A 17,187-nucleotide genomic window follows, 5' to 3' on the forward strand; every position below is an offset into this window, starting at 1 on the left:
GGGGAAGCAATGATACATTTTCCCTGATAATGGTGCAAAGGTATGAAAGGGTTTTATCCTTTTTCTTTGAAGATGAGCCAATGTTCATGCTACTCAAAGCTTTGGTAGCCAAGGGTTTCGGTCTTGTGCAGCAAGCCCTAATTAACGTGAACGGTGAAGAACTCGCGAGAGCGAGAAGCAAGCTACGTCCTTTGTAAGTGTAAGGGTTTGATATCATGTCCGCCGAAATAACCCTTAAAAATTAATGCGACGATAGATTTCAGACAGGGGAACTTCTATGTTTAAACTGTGCAAGACGATCACCTGCTCAAGGTTAGAGTACACTTGCCACAGCCAGCGATCATTACTGCTAGGCTCAAGATTATGATACTGCTCAATGTAGGGTTCAGCTTGGCTCACCAGCAGATATTCACAAAAACTAGCAAGAGAACGATATTTTCTGAACTTTTCACCTCGATCATAGGCTTCCATAGAAAGCGATAGAACTTCGACAATCAGGAAAGGATTGAGAATTTCATCATTGCGCTCACCATTGAATTCTGGGAAGCCATTAACCACCATCAAATCAGTATAAGTCCCACACTGATATTCAGGAATCCAAACTCGCAAGTCGCTGTTATACAAACGAAAATCGGTATCTCTGAGCAAAAACCCCAAGTAAATTAATAAGTTGCTAGCGATCGCACTATGGGCTTCAGAACCTCCCGACATTGTAATAATCTCTCCGTTGCGGTATTCATGACGTTCCGGGTGGGTTTCTTCCATCGCCCGATACTCGTCTAGCTTGACACTCCCCCTTTTAGAAAAAGGGGGATTCTGTAGAACTCACATTCCACATATCCTGAGAAAACAGTTCTAATTGTCTTCCCAGGTTCCCAGGCACACGACGTTTACCCTTGCGGGTGTCGTGTTTTCTCCCTTTAGGCGCTGTTAATTCAGCGCTGGGCGTTTCAAACAGATTTAACTGCTTGGGTTTCGCCGAGTCCCGACGTACCTTTGTTGTTACTAATTTCAAGCCATATTCAATAACGGCTTTACGCTTGATGTTTCTTGCCGCTTGCTGATCAGCATGGTCAAAATGTCCACACCTGGTACAGATAAACCGCTCTCTGTCCCGGTTGGCTTTATCAATATGACCACAGGCGCTGCACTCGATGGATGTATTCCGTGGGTTCACTTTGAGCAAGACCTTTCTCGACTTCACAGCCGCATACTCAATCTTGTTGATTAACTCTCCCCATGAGGCATCCAAAATGGAACGGTTCAATCCCCGTTTGGCTGATTGACCATTAGCCAAAAAGCGTCCAGTTCCCTCATCTGGCTTAGGCTTGCACCGCCTCACCATTCCTTGAATATTAAGGTCTTCTACGACAATCGCGTCGGCTTTTTTGACCAGCTTGTTAGCGACCTGCCACTGATAAGCGCTTCTATGGTTGGCGATTTTACGGTGTAGCTTGGCTACTGACTCTGCCCTTTTTTTACGGTTAGTAGAGCCTTTTTTAGCCCGACTGACACGCCGTTGGCGAATCAAGAGAGTCCGCTTAGTCTTCTGATTAGTGGCAAACCTAGGGTTGGGGATGTCACTGCCATCAGAGCAATGCACCAGTTTAGTTAAACCCATATCTAACCCGATCGCCGTTTTAATCTCGGAAGTGGGGCGGGGCATGAGTTCCGGAATTGACTTGTTCTCTAGGCGTACCGAGATGAACCATCCATCGGTTTTACGGCGAACTGTAACACTTCTAACGGCAAACCCATCGGGAATAGGGCGGGAATTGAAAAAGCGCATCCAACCGATTTTCGGCAGATAGATATTGCTTCCTTTGATCTTAACCCGACCTGGCTTATATTCAAACGACCGGAAGTTGCTGCGGTTTTTGAATACCGGAAAACCCCGCCCATCAAAGAAGTTTTTATAGGCAGTGTTTAACCGAGCGATATTACGCTGTAGAACATCCGAGTCGATTGACTTGTACCAAGGACGGGCAGCTTTTAGGTCTACCAGTGCGGCATCCTGAATCGTGCCAGCATTTCGTTTTTTACCGCTATTTTGCCAAGGATTACCCGTGGCACCATTTTTAACGATGCAGCAGGTCAATGGGTAAGCTTCGGCTTTAGTTCTTAAGCTACAGTAAGCTCCCTGAATAAACTGCTGATGATAGGTTTCAATTCGGTCAGCCAAGCACCAGTTGTAGGTCGCTCTAAGCATATCAAGCCACGACTGCATCTTGGCAGACTGGCTACCAGATGGACGCAGTTTGTAGACATAGCTTAGCATCATGACTAACAAAGTATTATTGTTAGTATACTAACACCTAAATCTAGGATATGCCATTCCAAAAAAGGAATAAACTGGGAGCCAAAAAATTTCTGCCCAAACCGTTGGACAAGCAACCTATATGCTTTAAAGGCTACGAAGGACAAAAAGCACAGCTTAAAACCGTCCCCAACTGGCAGGAACGGCTAAGGGAATATGTGGAGCAACTTATAGCTGAATGCGAATAAATTCGCCGTGTCGGACTTCATCCCCGATTTAAAAATGCGGGGCTTCCGTCCTCCCGTTCTCTATTTGTGATAAATCGGCGTAAAGTTAACGGTGGAGATTAGGCAACAGGCAACAGGCAACAGGCAACAGTAAGGGTTTGAGGCTTGTTGACATTTCTTAGTAAAGTGAACAGAATTGTAAGTTCAGATACTTACACCCAGGCTAAAGCCTTATCCCCTGATTCCCCTTGGCAAATTCTTTCAATATGTTAAAACTGAGAAGTTAAGGCGTAGTTGTAGAGGAATGCTCACTTGCCACTCCAATTCCCCAAAGGTTATGGAGGCTCTCTTAACGGACGCATTAAACTAGATAGGGACTGGTGATTCATCCCGCGCTGAATGAAAAACGACAGCCGAGGGAACCTATCGCCAGATTAGCTAGAAATGAGTCAGGGGTGCAATTTTCGCTCTTCAAGCGAAAAATCCGTGAAAATACGGTCTACGAAATAAGTACCCATTCGGTAAAGTCAAAGTATCTGCATCTGTTATAGTGTTGCACTCGCCAACACCGTTAGCTGATTGAACCTTTGATCTGATCAAAGGAGGTTGATGAGAACGCGATCGCTGTTTCGGCAACGAGCGCAGGAATAGTCACTCAAGGCTTCGGGCGCTCAATGCCTTGTACCTTTGAGCGAAATTACTAGGGGACGGATTCAGGCTTTGCCCAAACCGTTCTATTTACAGCTAAACGTTTCTCGAATTAACTCCCTTGAATTGTTTAGTCAACTATCATTGACTCGGCAAAATTTCCGGGTGAGGATTAGTTCGGAGGTGAACGGTTGCGCCAAGAGTCCCATAAAAAATAGGGAGGGAATTGACCTGTCAATTTTCTGGAATTCAGACGTAACCGAGTGGTTTTAGCTAAAGCAGGTGGATGTTTATAATCAAAAAGCGTCACTGGCTATCCTCCATTATCTATAAGACAAGATTCAACCTTCATTCAACCAAGGTTATATGAATCGCCAAGGACTAATTCCTTTGCTAAAGTGGCGACAGGGTGCAGGGCAAACATCAATCGGTCAAACGAACTCCGGTAATGAACTTAATAGTCCCTGATTCTCAACGATTCGGCTTGCTTAAGCCGCTGCTATGGATTAATCTGCTTAGTATTGGATCACTTATCGTTTTCTGGACGCTAGGATTACTTGAAATTAAACCCGCTCAGGCGACTCTACCTGACTCAGAAGTCGCCAATCGGCAAGATATTGGAGAAGAAAAACCGTCCGGTGATTTCCAATTATCTCTGAATCAAGCCGATCGCTTGCATAAATCGACTTCTGAGCTAAACCAACATCCCGATCCAGCATCCGTCTCTGCCCAAAGGGTAGAGCATGTCTCAAGACGAGATACGGCTCTATCAACAAGCCTGAATTCTAACCCTTCAGTCGTAGCCGTTGAACTCAATGCTATAGCGCCGAAAACTTATGAAACCCTTGACCAAACCGTTCCAGCGAGACACGAGGAACGACAAAATAACGATGATAGTCCTGCCCCCATCGATAGGGCAAAAGATAGGGGAACAGGGAGAACAGAAGCGGTAGAAACTAGAGCGTATTCCAACCGTATTGCTTCCCCCATCCCCAATCCCCCGATTCAAGCCAGTCTATCAACTCAGTCGGGTTTATCAGAACTAGCTTTAAACTCTGCTCACCAACCCTTAACGATTCAGGAAGAACCTCTTACTCCTGAATTGTCCTCTAATCAGAATTGTCACGATTCAACCCCCTGTAACCAACCCCTCGCCATTGAAACCTCAATCCAGTTTAGGGATACCTTCGATGTGAAGGTGGCGCAGATTCCAACTCTGTTACAAAATTCATCTCCCCTCCCTGTACCGACAAACTCTATTCCTCTGGGTTCTACGGGATCTAACTCAGGACAGCTTCCTGCCTTTCCCACTCTCATTTCACCAAATGTGCAACCCCAGGGCGTGAATCCCTACAGCCAAACTTGGGGACAGCCCTCTTCCTTTACTCAAACGCCCAATACCATCCCCACGCCCGGTACTGGGGCGGCGATGAATCCCAACTCCTACACCCAAACCTGGGGACAGTCCCTTTCTGGAACCCAAACGCCTACTTTTATTCCGATGCCCAATGCTGGGGCGGCTATGGGTAACAATCCTTATAATCAAACGGGAGGACAACCCTCGTATTTTGTCCCCACGCCTAACGTTATTCCGATGCCCGGTGCTGGGACGGCTATGGGTAACAATCCTTATAATCAAACGGGAGGACAACCCTCTTATGTTGCCCCAACGCCTAACTTTATTCCCGTGGCAACTCAGGGCTTTCCTGGAGGAGTCAACCCTTACAATCCAGGAGGGGGACAAGTTCCTTATCTGCCTCAACCTGTCATCTTAGTTCCTGTCCAAACTATGGGAATGCCTCTAGGAGGTAATCCCTACAACCCAGGGGGAGTACAAGCTCCTTATCTGCCTCAAACCTTTATCCTTGTGCCAGTACAACCCATGGGAGTCCCGATGGGGGCAAATCCTTATAACCCCGGAGGTGGGCAGTTTGCTTACATTCTCCAAACGCCCCAAGGCGGGTCAATGCCACCCACTCAGACTCCAGTTGGGTTTAATCCCTATAATCCCGGTGCAGGACAGTTTTATTCCTTACCCCAAAATCAAGCCGTCCAACCCGTACCGATTAACCAAAATCCGCAAAATTTTAATGGCTATAACCCAGGTGTAGGACAGTTTTCCTATCTACCCCAAAATCAAGCACCCGTTAATCCCAATTCCCTAGGTTTCAACGGTTATAACCCAGGGGCAGGGCAATTTTATTCCTTACCCCAAAACCAAGCCCCTTTACCTGCACCTGTTAATTCCAATTCCCAAAGTTTCAACGGTTATAATCCGGCGACGGGACAGTTTTCCTATTTACCGCAAAATCAAGCTCCTTTACCTGCACCTGTTAACCCAAATTCCCCAAATTTTAATGGTTATAACCCAGGTGTAGGACAGGTTTACGCCCAGCCGCAAACGCAAGCCGCATTACCTCCACGGGTTAATCCCAATGCCAACCCAGTGAATGGGACGAATTCAGTGGCACAGTCTCCTTTCGTGTCACCCAATCCAGGTGTTGTACCCGGTACTCCTAACCCAAACCTGCCCCCTCCAGTGGCGACTCCGGCTCAGGAGTTTGACCCAACCCAGCCCAATCAACCCTCCTCTTCCCTGCTCCGCAGTACAGCATTACGAGATCCCACCTTACAGTTCCAAGGAAGCTATGTGGTACAGGGTGACTCGTCTGTGGCGCGGGCGCGGTTAGCTGGCGTCTATCCTCTAACTCCTAAGGCGCTATTTGCTGCCACATTAGATTTAACCAGCGAAGATAGTGGCTTGGCAGATTCTCCCAACCAAGGATTAAATATTAACGAACTCTATTTTGCTACCGCTCCGTTTACCGATTTGCCGAATTTGCGCTTTGTACTGGGTCAACTAGATTTAACGTCTTACTTTGATCGCAATAGCTTTGCTAAAGATGGCGTTACTCATTTCTTTAACCCCGTTTTTCAAACCAATCCAGCCTTAAGTGCCACCGGAATTTCGTCTCGTCCTGGCGTCTTGGTCAATTGGACATTAACTGACAATATTGAAGCCAAAGCTGTTGCCTTTTCATCATCGGGAAGTATCGGTGATTTTGCCTTAGATGGATTTGCTGGAGAAGTGGGTTTACGCTATGGCAATGGCATTATTCGCGGCACCTATGCCACCGATCGCGACGCGGGTTCAGATACAGGATTTAACGAAATTTTCTCCATCGCTCGCGGGGACAATAATTTTGGACTGGAAGAGGATGATCGGGAAGAGGCGTATGGTCTCAATGCTGAATACTTTATCCCCGATTGGAATATGGGCATCTTTGGTCGTTATGGTCGGTATATCAACCGAGAGATTGACGAAGCGGCGACGACCTATAGTTTTGGTGTTAGCTTTTTGGATGTATTTACCCAAAATGATCGCCTAGGTTTAGGCTATGGTCAGGAATTATCAAATAATCAAGGAGAAGAAGATCCCGACGTTTTAGAACTGTTTTATGATTTCCGATTCTTACCCAATCTCCGTCTAGGATTTACTATCCAGCAACGCAATAACTTCTCCGAAACCGATGTCGGTGTGCGATTGAAAACCGAATTTGATGTGATTCCTAGAGAGTGAAGAGAGTAGGAGGAGTGATCAGTTATCAGTGATCAGTTATCAGTTATCGGGAGGTGGGGAAGACGGGGAAAATGAGGCAAATGACGAATGACAAATGACGAATGACGAATGACGAATGACAAATGACGAATGACAAATGACTAAACTCATTGGATTAGGACTAGCTGGATTAGCCATTAGCGCACCTATGGTGTACACCATCCCGGCTGTTCATGCCCAAACCGTACCCACAGCCGTTCGCCAAGCCTTTTCACTGCTGAGTCAAGGACGAGTTCAGGATGCGATCGCGGCATTTGAGGCAGCGGTACGGCGTTATCCGGATTCCTTGGATGCCAAGTTAGGGTTAGCGATCGCTCATCGACGACAGGGGAATCTTCAGCAAGCCTGGAATGCTTATCAACAAGTATTGGCACAAGATCCCACCAATGAATTAGCCTTAAAATCGGTGGGTCTATTCGGAACCTATCGACCAGAATGGCAGGTTCAGGGGATTGAAGCACTAACTACATTGCTGAATCTCAATCCCAACGATATCGAAGCCCGTGGTTTGCGAGCCCAACTCTATGGCTTTCAGCAACGGTTTGCTGAAGCTTTGGCGGATTATCAAATTGTCCTCCAAGGAAATCCCCCGCCCAATATTCTGCTGGGGGCGGCGGAAACGTTTACCAATAGTGGGAACCCGGAACGGGGATTGGAACTGTTTAACCGTTACCTGGCGACAGGCGGACAAATTACCGGGTATCCCGCCCTGGCTTACGCCCGCGCCTTACAAGAAACCGGGAATCCGGCGGCGGCTGTCCAGATTCTGGAAGGACAACTGCGATCGCCCCAACTTTTACAAGATCAACAATTAGCCATCTTCACCCGAACGGCTTTATCCCAAGCCTATCTCGCCAATCAACAGCCAACTGAAGCGTTAAATGTCTTAACCCCCCTACAAGGCAATCCCAATGCTACCTTACCCTTAGCACGAGCCTTGAATGAGATTCGCAATCAAACGGGTAACCAAGCCCTAACCCAACAAGTCGCGAATTTGTATCGTCAGGCGCTGGATCAAACCCCCAATCCTGAACCCAAACTCTTGCGGGAAATTGCTGATGTTTTTAGTGGGTTACCAAACCAACAGCAAACGGCTCTGAATCTCTATCGGCAACTCTTAAGTTTACAACCCAATGACCGCACTCTCTTAGTTAAACAAGTCGCCTTGGAACGGGAACTGGGGTTAATTTCCGAAGCCGAACTCAAAGCCCGTCTATTGAGCGCCCTGCAACCACTACCCGCTGATCCCAATGAACGCCAACTTATCGCCCAAGCCTTAGCCGGGATTGAACCCCCAGGACCAGAATTATTACCCATTTACACCAGTCTCCTCCAATCCGGTGTCAATGTTCCTTTTTTAAATTTCCGCATCGCCCAGATTTTGTTGGAAAACGATAACCTAGCCGGAGCAAGACAGGCGTTAGCTGCTTATGCAGCAACCCCCGCAGGCGCGGAAGACTTAGCTCCCCAATTGTTAGCCGCAGAAATTGAGCGTCGGGAAGGGAACTTAGAAGCCAGCGCCCAGCGTTATCAGGCTTTAATTGCCAGCAATCCAGCCGAACGAGATATTCTCAACGCGGCGATACGAGGGCTGGCGAATGTGCGGCTGCAACAAAATCGTCCCACGGAAGCCCTGGCTGTCTTTGATCAGTTAATTGCCCGTAATCCCCAAGACACGACACTGCAACTTGCCCGCGCCAATCTAGCCTACCAAGCGGATCTAATTTCAGAATCTCAAGCCCAAGCCGTTCTCAATTACTGGCTGCAAACTCAACCCGCCACCAATGCGCCGCCAGAACTATTTACCCTGGTGGGATCATTACCGCCATCTCCCGAACGGGAGGCACTTTATAACAGACTGCTTCAGCTTGATCCAACGAATTTGCCTGTCCAAATCCGCTCAATTCAGCTAATTGCCCAACGCAGTCCCGAACAAGCCAGAGTTAGAGTCGCGCAATTAGTCGCCCGCGATCCCACCAACATCCGCAACTACTTCTTACAAGGGGAAATTGGTCAGGCGATCGATGATTTAGAACTCGCTGAACAAGCCTATCAGTTAATTTTATCCGCACAACCAGCTAATCAAGAGGCATTATCCGCCCTCGCTGGGGTTCGATTTCAACAACGACGATTGGATGAAGCCAGAAATCTTTATTCCCAAGCCTTAGCCCTTGACCCGAATGATCAAGGAATTCGTCAAGCGATGATTGGACTGAAACGAGTTCAAGACTATCAGCTTGAGGCTTTAGCGGATTTGGAAGCGATGCAAGTCGAACAACTTCAACAAGGAGGAACGTTAGATCCAGAATTATCAAATCAAATGCAACAAATTCAGGAAGACTTTTTACAACGACGAGGATTTCAACCCCCATGGGAACGGTTCTAGTGTGCGCGTCTGTAGGGGGAGATGGGGAAGATGGAGGAGATGGGGAAGTTAAAACTAAACTCTACCTTACCTATTCCTTATTCCCTATTCCCTACTCCCCATTCCCTATTGCCTATTCCCTATTCCCTGACAAATGACAAATGACGAATGACAAAGGACAAAGGACAAATCACTGGGTTCGTAGTAGGCACTTTAGTGCCAGAAGCGCTAAAGCGCTGACTACAAGCATGACTACAAGCGCTATGTTACTGCTGTTGAATCTCACCAGTTGTGTGTCCATAAAATTCTCCGAACCTGAACCGCCGGAAGCCTCGGTTTCCCCTTCTCCCTCTCCAGTAACGGCTTCCCCCGTGGCTGATTTTCCCGTTTTATCCCCATCGCCGCCTATCCAGGATATACTCGAACAAAGCTGGGTCATCTACAGACAACAATTCATTCAAGAGGACGGACGAGTAATCGACTACGAAGCGAGCGATCGCTCCACCTCAGAAGGACAAGCCTACGCTATGCTCAGGGCTGTATTGATTAATGACCCAACCACATTTGCCCTCACTTTAGAGTGGGCAGAAGATAACCTGCATCGACTCACAGAAACAGGTGAACCTGAAGACAATCTTTGGGTTTGGCTGTGGGGTCAAGATGACGAGGGCAATTGGGGTGCTATTGATCGAAATTTTGCCAGCGATGCTGATATTGATGCGATTACCGCATTAATTTGGGCATACCGCCGCTGGAATCGCCCGGACTATCTAGAGTTAGCGCGAATCAAGCTGCGCGATTTGTGGGACTACTCCACCATCGCTGGACCCGATGGCAAACGTTATCTCCTTCCTGGACCCAAGGAAGCCTTTGTCCCGTCGCCATCGACTATTTATCTGAATCCCTCCTATCTCGCCCCTTATGCGTTTCGCCTGTTTGCTCAGGTTGATCCCGAACGAGACTGGCTGAGTTTGATAGACAGTAGCTACTACGTCTTGGAAAACTCCTCTAAAGTTTCGGCGGTTGGGTTACCGAGTGACTGGATTGCTTTGGATTTACAGACCAATCAATTTCAGTCCATACCCTCACAAAGCAAACTGAAAAGCGTCTATAGCTTTGATGCGTATCGCGTCTGGTGGCGAATCGCTTGGGATGCCGAATGGTTTCAATCAACGGAGGCGTTAAATTATCTGGAAACAGCAACCCAATACCTTGAAGATCAATGGCAATCGTCCTCTCGCTTGCCTGCTCGAATTAACCTCGATGGAGAATCTTTGGTCAAATACGATGCCACCTCCCAATATGCCATGCTTTACCCAGCTATGCGCTTAATCAATCCGGCTATAGCTGAACAACTATTGGAGCGTAAACTTCTACCCCAATACAATCAGGGAATTTGGGATGATGAATCTGCCTACTATACCCAAAACTTAGCCTGGATCGCCCTAGTATCACCTGACCTGGTAAAGAATTCGCAATTTTTTCAACCCCAGCAGCAGTTTTCCAGAAACGCAATAAGGGAATGATACAGAGGTCGATAACGTCTGTCAAGGCTTGAAACCGTTACGAATTAATTCGTAACCCCGAATAATCGCATCTTATATCAGGGTGGCATCGAGTCGAATACCGATTCAGAGGACTAGAAAAATGTCACCACCGTTTCTACAAATGACCGGGTTCAGTCAACCTGTTACTCGTTGGACTGAAGCGGGAATGCTATCTACAAACCGTCCTAATTCGGGCGGGTTCCGTTGATAAATGATGTTCCTTGCCATCGTTTAGGGGAGCCTGTCCGTTTGGCACAAATCGGTTGGGTAGAGCAATAGCCAAACCCAACAGCACAAATTGGCTTGTTTAAACATCCCCGAATTCCAGATAGTCGGAATCGCATAATTTAGTTCCCAAGCAATACTAACTGGGCATTTCCATCAACCGTAAGAGTTCTCCTATGAAACGCCTGTTTCGTCACTCCCAATCTCCAAATCCTTCCACCCATCGCGGACGTCAGCGCTCCACCCGTGTATCTACAGGAACGCGACTCGGATTGTTGCTTCTGTGTAGCGTTTTAGTCGTCGGGCTGGTGATCACCACCAACTTTGCCGTCGCTCAAAGCGACAGTAGCCTGCAAGAGCAGGAAGATCAGTTAATTCGCGAATATACCCTACCCACCACACCCCAGAAAGAACCTGTTTACAAACCCGCTCCGGCGGCTCCCCCGAAAAAATCTACATCGCCAACGCGCAAGCGGACAACGCCAGCCCCTAATCAACCGCCGCCGCAGAGTCAGCCCACTCGTTCAGCGCCGCCATCAACCGAACCCGAAGAACCCGCACCCGCACGTCGTTCTCCTGCACCCTCCTCACCTGCTCGCGAGGAAGAAACGGCAGAGGCTGAACCCTTACCCACAGGTGAGTACGTCCTGCAATTCAATCGCTCTCCCATCGTCGGAAACCGCTTCCGCTTCCGAGGGGTGTATTCTGAAGCCCGACTTGGTTTTACCCGTCCCCGGGGCTGGAAAATCCAAGGGGCTAAAGCCCTAATTCGTTTCCAGCATTCACCTGCCCTGATTGCCAAGGACTCCAATCTCACAGTCCGAGTGAATGGCACGAGTGTGGGTTCAGTCCCCCTCAACCGCCAACAATCGGAAGTTGGCAGCGTCCTCTTCAACGTCCCATCCCGACTGATTCAGGACTATAACGAACTGACGATTGTCGCCCGACAAAGTAATGACGAAGAATGTAGCGATCCGGGTGACCCCACGCTTTGGACAGAAGTACTACCGGATTCAGAATTACAGTTTGAATATCAGCCCCAACCGATTCCGCTCAACTTTAGCCGCTACCCCTATCCTTTCTTTGACGACCTCAGTTTAGATACCAATCGCATTGTTTATCTTCTGCCCAAGGTTAACGACACCTGGTTAACCGCCGCGTCTCGCTTTCAAGCTGCATTAGGCAGAATGGCTGAATTCCGTCCCATTGATACGGAAATCATTAACGATTTAGAGGATATAGAGTGGGGTCAACGGTTGGTCGTTATTGGCACACCCGCCGAACAACCCGCCATAGAGGATTTGGATCTGCCCTTTAGTATCAGTGGCAATCAAATTTTAGATGGAAACCAAGTCGCTTTACCCAGTGACGTAGGTATCTTAATGATGACCACCACCTTAGATGGGGCGGTTCCCGTTTTAGTGGTGACAGGCAATGGGGCTGACGGTGTTGCCAAAGCTGCCCAGTTTTTAGTCCAGCCTGACAGCCGTAAATTTGGTACAGGTCAAGCTGTATTAGTGGATAGTCTCAAACAGGTAGACACACCATCACTCCGGAATTGGCCCGGTTATTTACCGGAAGAAAATTCCTTTACCCTCAGCGAAATTAAAACCCAAGAAAACGGTGATCCGTTCCAAGACATCACGGTACGTGGGTCAGCGGCACCCCCAATTCCAATTGATTTTCGCGCTTTGCCGGATGACCAATTTACGCGGGGGAGTTCCATGACCCTGCGTTATAGCTATAGTCCACAAATCAATCCCCGTACCTCGGCGGTAGAAGTCCTACTGGATGGCACGTTTATCGGTGGGGCGCGATTGACCTCAGAAGACGGCGCTACCCGAAAACGATTAAAAGTGGATTTGCCCCCCCATTTAATCAAGCCCGATTCCCAACTGGAAGTGGCATTCCGACTCAATCCCAGAGAACCGGGTGTATGTGGTAAAGTCACCGACCAACAATTGACAGGAACCCTCCATGCAGACACTAGCTTCAACCTAAACCGCCAACAATCGGTACAACTCCCCGATTTAGGACTGTTTCAGGAAGGTTATCCCTTTGCTGCACCCCAGGATTTGTCCAGAACCGCGATTGTGGTGCCGGATTCTCCCAGTAATACGGATTTGCTGACGCTGTTAACGGTTAGCGAACGTCTGGGACGACTGAGTAAGGCAGATTCGGTTAATCTGGATGCCTATACAACGACAACGTTGCCTGCTGAAGTCCGCGAGGGACACCATTTGGTGGGAATTGGTACCAGAGAGCAATTTCCCTTCCCAGAGGTGTTTGATGGCAGTGGTTTCCGCTTGCAGGATGCTTTTTCTCGCCAGTGGAATCAAGGCAGCATTCAAGCCTTACCCGATAACGAAGGCATGATTAAGGAAATCATGTCGCCAGAGAACAAGGAACGGGTGCTATTAGCGCTAACCGCACAGACGGCGAATGGGTTAGAACGAGTGCGGCAGGTGATTAGCAAAGATCCCTGGTTTTTCCAACTTCAGGAAGACACGGTTCTGATCAGCAGCAATCAGCAAGATACGGCTAGCTATGATCCGGATGCCTACACATTGGAATTCTTAGAACGTGCGCCTTCAACCAGTCGGATTGAAAATACTGGACTGTTGAGTAAGGTGTCACGCTTTATTCAAGACAACTGGTTCTTTTTACCGGCTGGCATTTTCGCGATCGCGCTTTTGCTATACGGGATTTCTCAGTTCTATCTCAAGCGGCTTAGTGATCAAAAGAGTCATTAGTTATTCGTCATTCTCCCTCTGCTTCCCCAGCTCCCCCAGCTTCCCCAGCTTCCCCGGCTCCCCCGGCTCCCTCAGCTTCCCCAGCTTCCCCAGCTTCCCCAGCTTCCCCGGCTCCCCCGGCTCCCTCAGCGTCCCCAGCTTCCCCAGCTTCCCCAGCTTCCCCGGCTCCCCCGGCTCCCCCTGCCTTCTACCTTCTTATTCACTAACCCCTACCGTTGAATATGTCTTCGTCTTCGTCTAAATTCCAGCGATTTCGTCCTCGACGCCCCTTTGCCACTGACTGGCTAGTTGATGTTCTGCCTCGGTTTTTTGATCGCTCGCTCGAACGAATCGGCTTGAGCCATTTGAAATGGCTGGTTCTGTTTCTTCTGGTGATCTCGATTCCCCTGGTGATTACTCCACTAAAGGTTTGGCAACAGGGGGTTGTCGCCGTTTTGCTTTTAGCGATCGGGCAAGTGGTTGTACGGGCAGAAAACCGAGTGTCAGACAAACAAATTAGTGAGTATTATCACTTATTTTTAGTCTGGTTGAGTTTAGTCACCACTGCCCGCTATCTCTACTATCGCCTCAACTACACGCTCAATTTTGATACCTTTCTCAATGGTTTATTTTGTGTGCTGTTGTTGACGGCAGAACTCTATGCCATCCTGACGCTCGTTCTGGCGTATTTTCAAACCCTACATATTCAAGACCGGGAACCTGTCGATTTGTCGGCATATCCGCAAGACCAGTGGCCCAAGGTGGATATCTATATTCCTACCTATAACGAAGACGTGGAAATTGTCCGCAAAACGGCAATAGGAGCCATAGCAATTGACTATCCGGAAGACAAAAAAAAGGTGTATGTTTTAGATGATGGTCGAGCCGAAAAATATAAAGCCCGTCGCGAAAGATTGCGGAAAATGTGCGAAGAAGTCGGCTGCATCATGATGACGCGGGATAATAACGAACATGCTAAGGCAGGGAATATTAATACCGCGTTTCGCCGCACCAAAGGAGATTTGGTGATGATTCTGGACTGTGACCATATTCCGCTGCGAGATTTTCTCAAAGATACGGCTGGCTTCTTTTTTGATCCCAATGTGGCATTTGTGCAAACACCCCACTGGTTTTTTAACCCCGATCCGTTTGAGCGAAATTTGCGTACAGATGGCAGAATTCCGGTTGGTAATGAACTGTTTTATAAGGTGCTGCAAAAAGGAAATGACTTTTGGAATGCGGCTTTCTTCTGTGGTTCAGCAGCAGTAATTCGTAAAGAATATGCGCTACAGGTTGGCGGGATTGCCACAGAAACGGTGACTGAAGATTGTCACACGGCATTCCGACTGCATTCTCTGGGATACAGGTCAATTTACTACGACAAAATCATGATTGCGGGTCTCGCCCCGGAGAACTTTTCCTCCTATGTGGGTCAGCAAGTCCGGTGGGCGCGGGGTATGGCGCAGATTCTGCGGATTGAAAATCCGGTGTTTAATCGGAAGCTAAATTTGACAATTCCCCAGCGGATTTGTTATTTCAGCGCCACGTCTCACTTCTTCTATGGCTATCCCCGACTCATCTATGCCCTCGCGCCAACCCTGTTCTTATTGTTTGGAATTAACCCGATTCAGGGTTTGGGATTAGAAACCTTAGCGTATGCGTTTCCTCATATCCTCCTATCCCTCAATGCCAACTACATTACCTATAAGCATGTGCGCTTTTCCTTCTGGAATGAAATTTTTGAATTTGTGATGGCATTCCAGGCGGGGTATGTAACAACGATGGCGTTAATTAATCCCAATCTGGGTTCTTTTAACGTCACGGACAAAGACATGACCCTGGTTAAACGGGAATTTAGTTTATCAAACTTTGATTGGCAGTCTGTACGGGGGCTGTTAGGTGTAGCAGCTTTTGTGGTGTTGGCGTTAGGGTCAGTTCCCTTTTGGTTAATCCTGCGTCCCGAAGATGCAGAAGCGGTTTTGGTTAACGCCTTGTGGTGTATCTTTAACATGATTCTGTTAATGGCAGCTTTACTGGTTGCTTTTGAACAACCCCAAGAACGCACCGCCCACCGCTTACGGCGACGGCTGGGGGCAACAATTTATAGCTATGACAAAAGTTGGAGTGGCATGACTCTGGATGTTTCGGAAACCGGAACTCGAATGCTTTTAGAAGTTGAAGGTCAACCCAACTTACCCGATGAAATTGAAGTTGAATTGGTGGGTGATTATGGGGCAAGGGTGATTATGGAGGCTCAGATTGTAGTGGCAAAGTCGGTCAATGACCATCAAATGGAATTGGCGGTTAAGTTTATTAATGTCACCCAAGCCCAGCGAGATAATTTAACCTTGGTGACGTATTCTGATGTGAAGGAATGGTATTCACAAACACGGGAATATGTGGATAAACCGTTGCAGTCCTTAGGATTTTTGGCTACAGGTCTTTTCCGTGCCTTCCAGGAATTTAACGTGGAGAAAGGGGCAGGAAAAGTCCGCAAACGGGTTCAAGCTTCAGCTCAATTGTTTTGGGAAGGAGACTTTTATTTGGCAACAGTGACCGCAATTGGGGCGACAAGTTTGCGATTAGAACTCGATGATTCTATTACATCGAATGCTAAACTACTTAAGCCTGATAATTTAAAGAAAATGCAGCAAGAAAAACCTTTAGTGGGCTTGTTGTTAAGTCAAGACGCCATGAGCCAATCCCGGGAGCGATTTTTAACCCAAATCCTCTCATTAGAAATTATGGTTCCAGGGGATAGCAGTAGTTCTTCTCCGAAAAAAATTGCTTTAGAGTTAAGTTTCCCTGAGCAATTTAAGGATCGGCAGGCGGCTAAAATTAAGGAGCTAGTCAGAGTTTTGCATTAATGATAGCGACAATCCCGACTTCTTTAAGACGTTGGGGAGCCAGTCAGGAGTAAGCGGTTTGGCATTTAAACCTTAATGTCAATAATGGTGAAATCCTTGTAGTGCGTTTAGCGAAGCCATGCCGCAGGCTTTGCATCTTGCTCGCTACTCATACCCAATTGGCTCTTCGGTACTTGTGGCGGAAACCTTAGTTTTTAGGGAACTTACGGTCAGAGAGCAGGGAACAGGCAAAGCCTTATCCAGCAAGCCTTTAACCAAATTAAATATAGCAAATCGCTAGGCGTGTATTTACAACTCCCGTACCTGAAACTGAGTCCAGATGAGATGTTCGTACAAACAAAGTGTAACTAGACCAGCGCGAAGCGCTATAACTTTTCCTTATCACCATAACTCCCGAAGAGCCGCACAAAAATGAGCTTCCAGCGTTTTATACCAAGGCTGGTGGGCATTGCCCACCCTACTATCAAGGGTTTTGACGAATGACGAATGACGAATGACGAATGACGTAGCTTGCTTCTCAAGGGAGCGAGTTCTCCACCGTTCACTTTAATTATGTCCACCTACTTAGGGCTTGCTGCATAAGTGTGTAAGGTAGACTAGATAGGGGTTTCAAGCCATTTTTTGACCCAACAAGTGCAAGGTTTTTACACTACCACTCTCTTGCATCCTGGAATTTTTGCCAACCTCAGCGCCGAATTTT

10 protein-coding genes and 1 pseudogene are annotated in these 17,187 nt (G+C 47.8%); 8 read left to right on the forward strand and 3 right to left on the reverse strand.

Translation table 11 applies throughout. From position 1 onward, the window contains the following. On the forward strand, positions 1-197 hold a 197-nt coding region (locus tag RID53_RS26550), incomplete at its 5' end, for a hypothetical protein (protein ID WP_446390953.1). A gap of 37 nt (positions 198-234) precedes the next feature. Here the strand turns inward: RID53_RS26550 and RID53_RS26555 are convergent. Next, a pseudogene (locus RID53_RS26555) lies at positions 235-789 on the reverse strand (Uma2 family endonuclease); the annotation flags it as partial. 10 nt (positions 790-799) lie between these two features. Then, complete coding sequence (locus tag RID53_RS26560) at positions 800-2,281, reverse strand: RNA-guided endonuclease InsQ/TnpB family protein (RefSeq protein WP_446390954.1); 1,482 nt, start codon at positions 2,279-2,281, stop codon at positions 800-802. Between the two features lie 47 nt (positions 2,282-2,328). On the opposite strand from RID53_RS26560, the gene RID53_RS26565 reads away from it, so the two are divergent. The 5 genes from RID53_RS26565 to RID53_RS26585 all read left to right on the forward strand — a co-directional run bounded on the left by RID53_RS26565 (position 2,329) and on the right by RID53_RS26585 (position 10,642). Beyond that, positions 2,329-2,505, forward strand: a complete 177-nt coding sequence (locus RID53_RS26565; protein WP_446390955.1) for a hypothetical protein — start codon at positions 2,329-2,331, stop codon at positions 2,503-2,505. Between the two features lie 1,075 nt (positions 2,506-3,580). Further along, positions 3,581-6,712: a hypothetical protein gene (locus RID53_RS26570; RefSeq protein ID WP_446390956.1), complete on the forward strand. Its 3,132-nt coding sequence runs from the start codon at positions 3,581-3,583 to the stop codon at positions 6,710-6,712. Between the two features lie 136 nt (positions 6,713-6,848). Next, entirely contained in the window at positions 6,849-9,137 is a 2,289-nt protein-coding gene (locus RID53_RS26575; RefSeq protein WP_446390957.1) for a tetratricopeptide repeat protein, read from the forward strand. Further along, a complete protein-coding gene (locus tag RID53_RS26580; RefSeq protein WP_446390958.1) occupies positions 9,122-9,274 on the forward strand; it encodes a hypothetical protein in 153 nt (50 codons plus the stop codon). The genes RID53_RS26575 and RID53_RS26580 overlap by 16 nt, the downstream gene beginning before the upstream one ends. A 3-nt stretch (positions 9,275-9,277) precedes the next feature. Next, complete coding sequence (locus RID53_RS26585) at positions 9,278-10,642, forward strand: glycosyl hydrolase family 8 (protein WP_446390959.1); 1,365 nt, start codon at positions 9,278-9,280, stop codon at positions 10,640-10,642. 206 nt (positions 10,643-10,848) lie between these two features. Here the strand turns inward: RID53_RS26585 and RID53_RS26590 are convergent, their stop codons facing one another. Beyond that, positions 10,849-11,007 carry a hypothetical protein gene (locus RID53_RS26590; RefSeq protein ID WP_446390960.1) on the reverse strand — a complete coding sequence of 53 codons (159 nt, stop codon included), beginning with the start codon at positions 11,005-11,007 and terminating at the stop codon, positions 10,849-10,851. A 57-nt stretch (positions 11,008-11,064) separates the two neighbouring features. Between RID53_RS26590 and RID53_RS26595 the strand changes: the two genes are divergently transcribed. Then, positions 11,065-13,641 carry a cellulose biosynthesis cyclic di-GMP-binding regulatory protein BcsB gene (locus RID53_RS26595; protein WP_446390961.1) on the forward strand — a complete coding sequence of 859 codons (2,577 nt, stop codon included), beginning with the start codon at positions 11,065-11,067 and terminating at the stop codon, positions 13,639-13,641. A gap of 221 nt (positions 13,642-13,862) precedes the next feature. Further along, entirely contained in the window at positions 13,863-16,487 is a 2,625-nt protein-coding gene (locus RID53_RS26600) for a glycosyltransferase family 2 protein (RefSeq protein WP_446390962.1), read from the forward strand. The last annotated feature ends 700 nt before the right edge of the window (positions 16,488-17,187 follow it).

Origin of the sequence: Coleofasciculus sp. B1-GNL1-01, from assembly GCF_040220235.1 — a bacterium.
Lineage (GTDB): Bacteria > Cyanobacteriota > Cyanobacteriia > Cyanobacteriales > Coleofasciculaceae > Coleofasciculus.

Coding starts and splice junctions, on each gene's coding strand:
- RID53_RS26560 (WP_446390954.1), bottom strand. CDS start 2,281: ATGATGCTAAGCTATGTCTACAAACTGCGTCCATCTGGTAGCCAGTCT.
- RID53_RS26565 (WP_446390955.1), top strand. CDS start 2,329: ATGCCATTCCAAAAAAGGAATAAACTGGGAGCCAAAAAATTTCTGCCC.
- RID53_RS26570 (WP_446390956.1), top strand. CDS start 3,581: ATGAACTTAATAGTCCCTGATTCTCAACGATTCGGCTTGCTTAAGCCG.
- RID53_RS26575 (WP_446390957.1), top strand. CDS start 6,849: ATGACTAAACTCATTGGATTAGGACTAGCTGGATTAGCCATTAGCGCA.
- RID53_RS26580 (WP_446390958.1), top strand. CDS start 9,122: ATGGGAACGGTTCTAGTGTGCGCGTCTGTAGGGGGAGATGGGGAAGAT.
- RID53_RS26585 (WP_446390959.1), top strand. CDS start 9,278: ATGACGAATGACAAAGGACAAAGGACAAATCACTGGGTTCGTAGTAGG.
- RID53_RS26590 (WP_446390960.1), bottom strand. CDS start 11,007: ATGCGATTCCGACTATCTGGAATTCGGGGATGTTTAAACAAGCCAATT.
- RID53_RS26595 (WP_446390961.1), top strand. CDS start 11,065: ATGAAACGCCTGTTTCGTCACTCCCAATCTCCAAATCCTTCCACCCAT.
- RID53_RS26600 (WP_446390962.1), top strand. CDS start 13,863: ATGTCTTCGTCTTCGTCTAAATTCCAGCGATTTCGTCCTCGACGCCCC.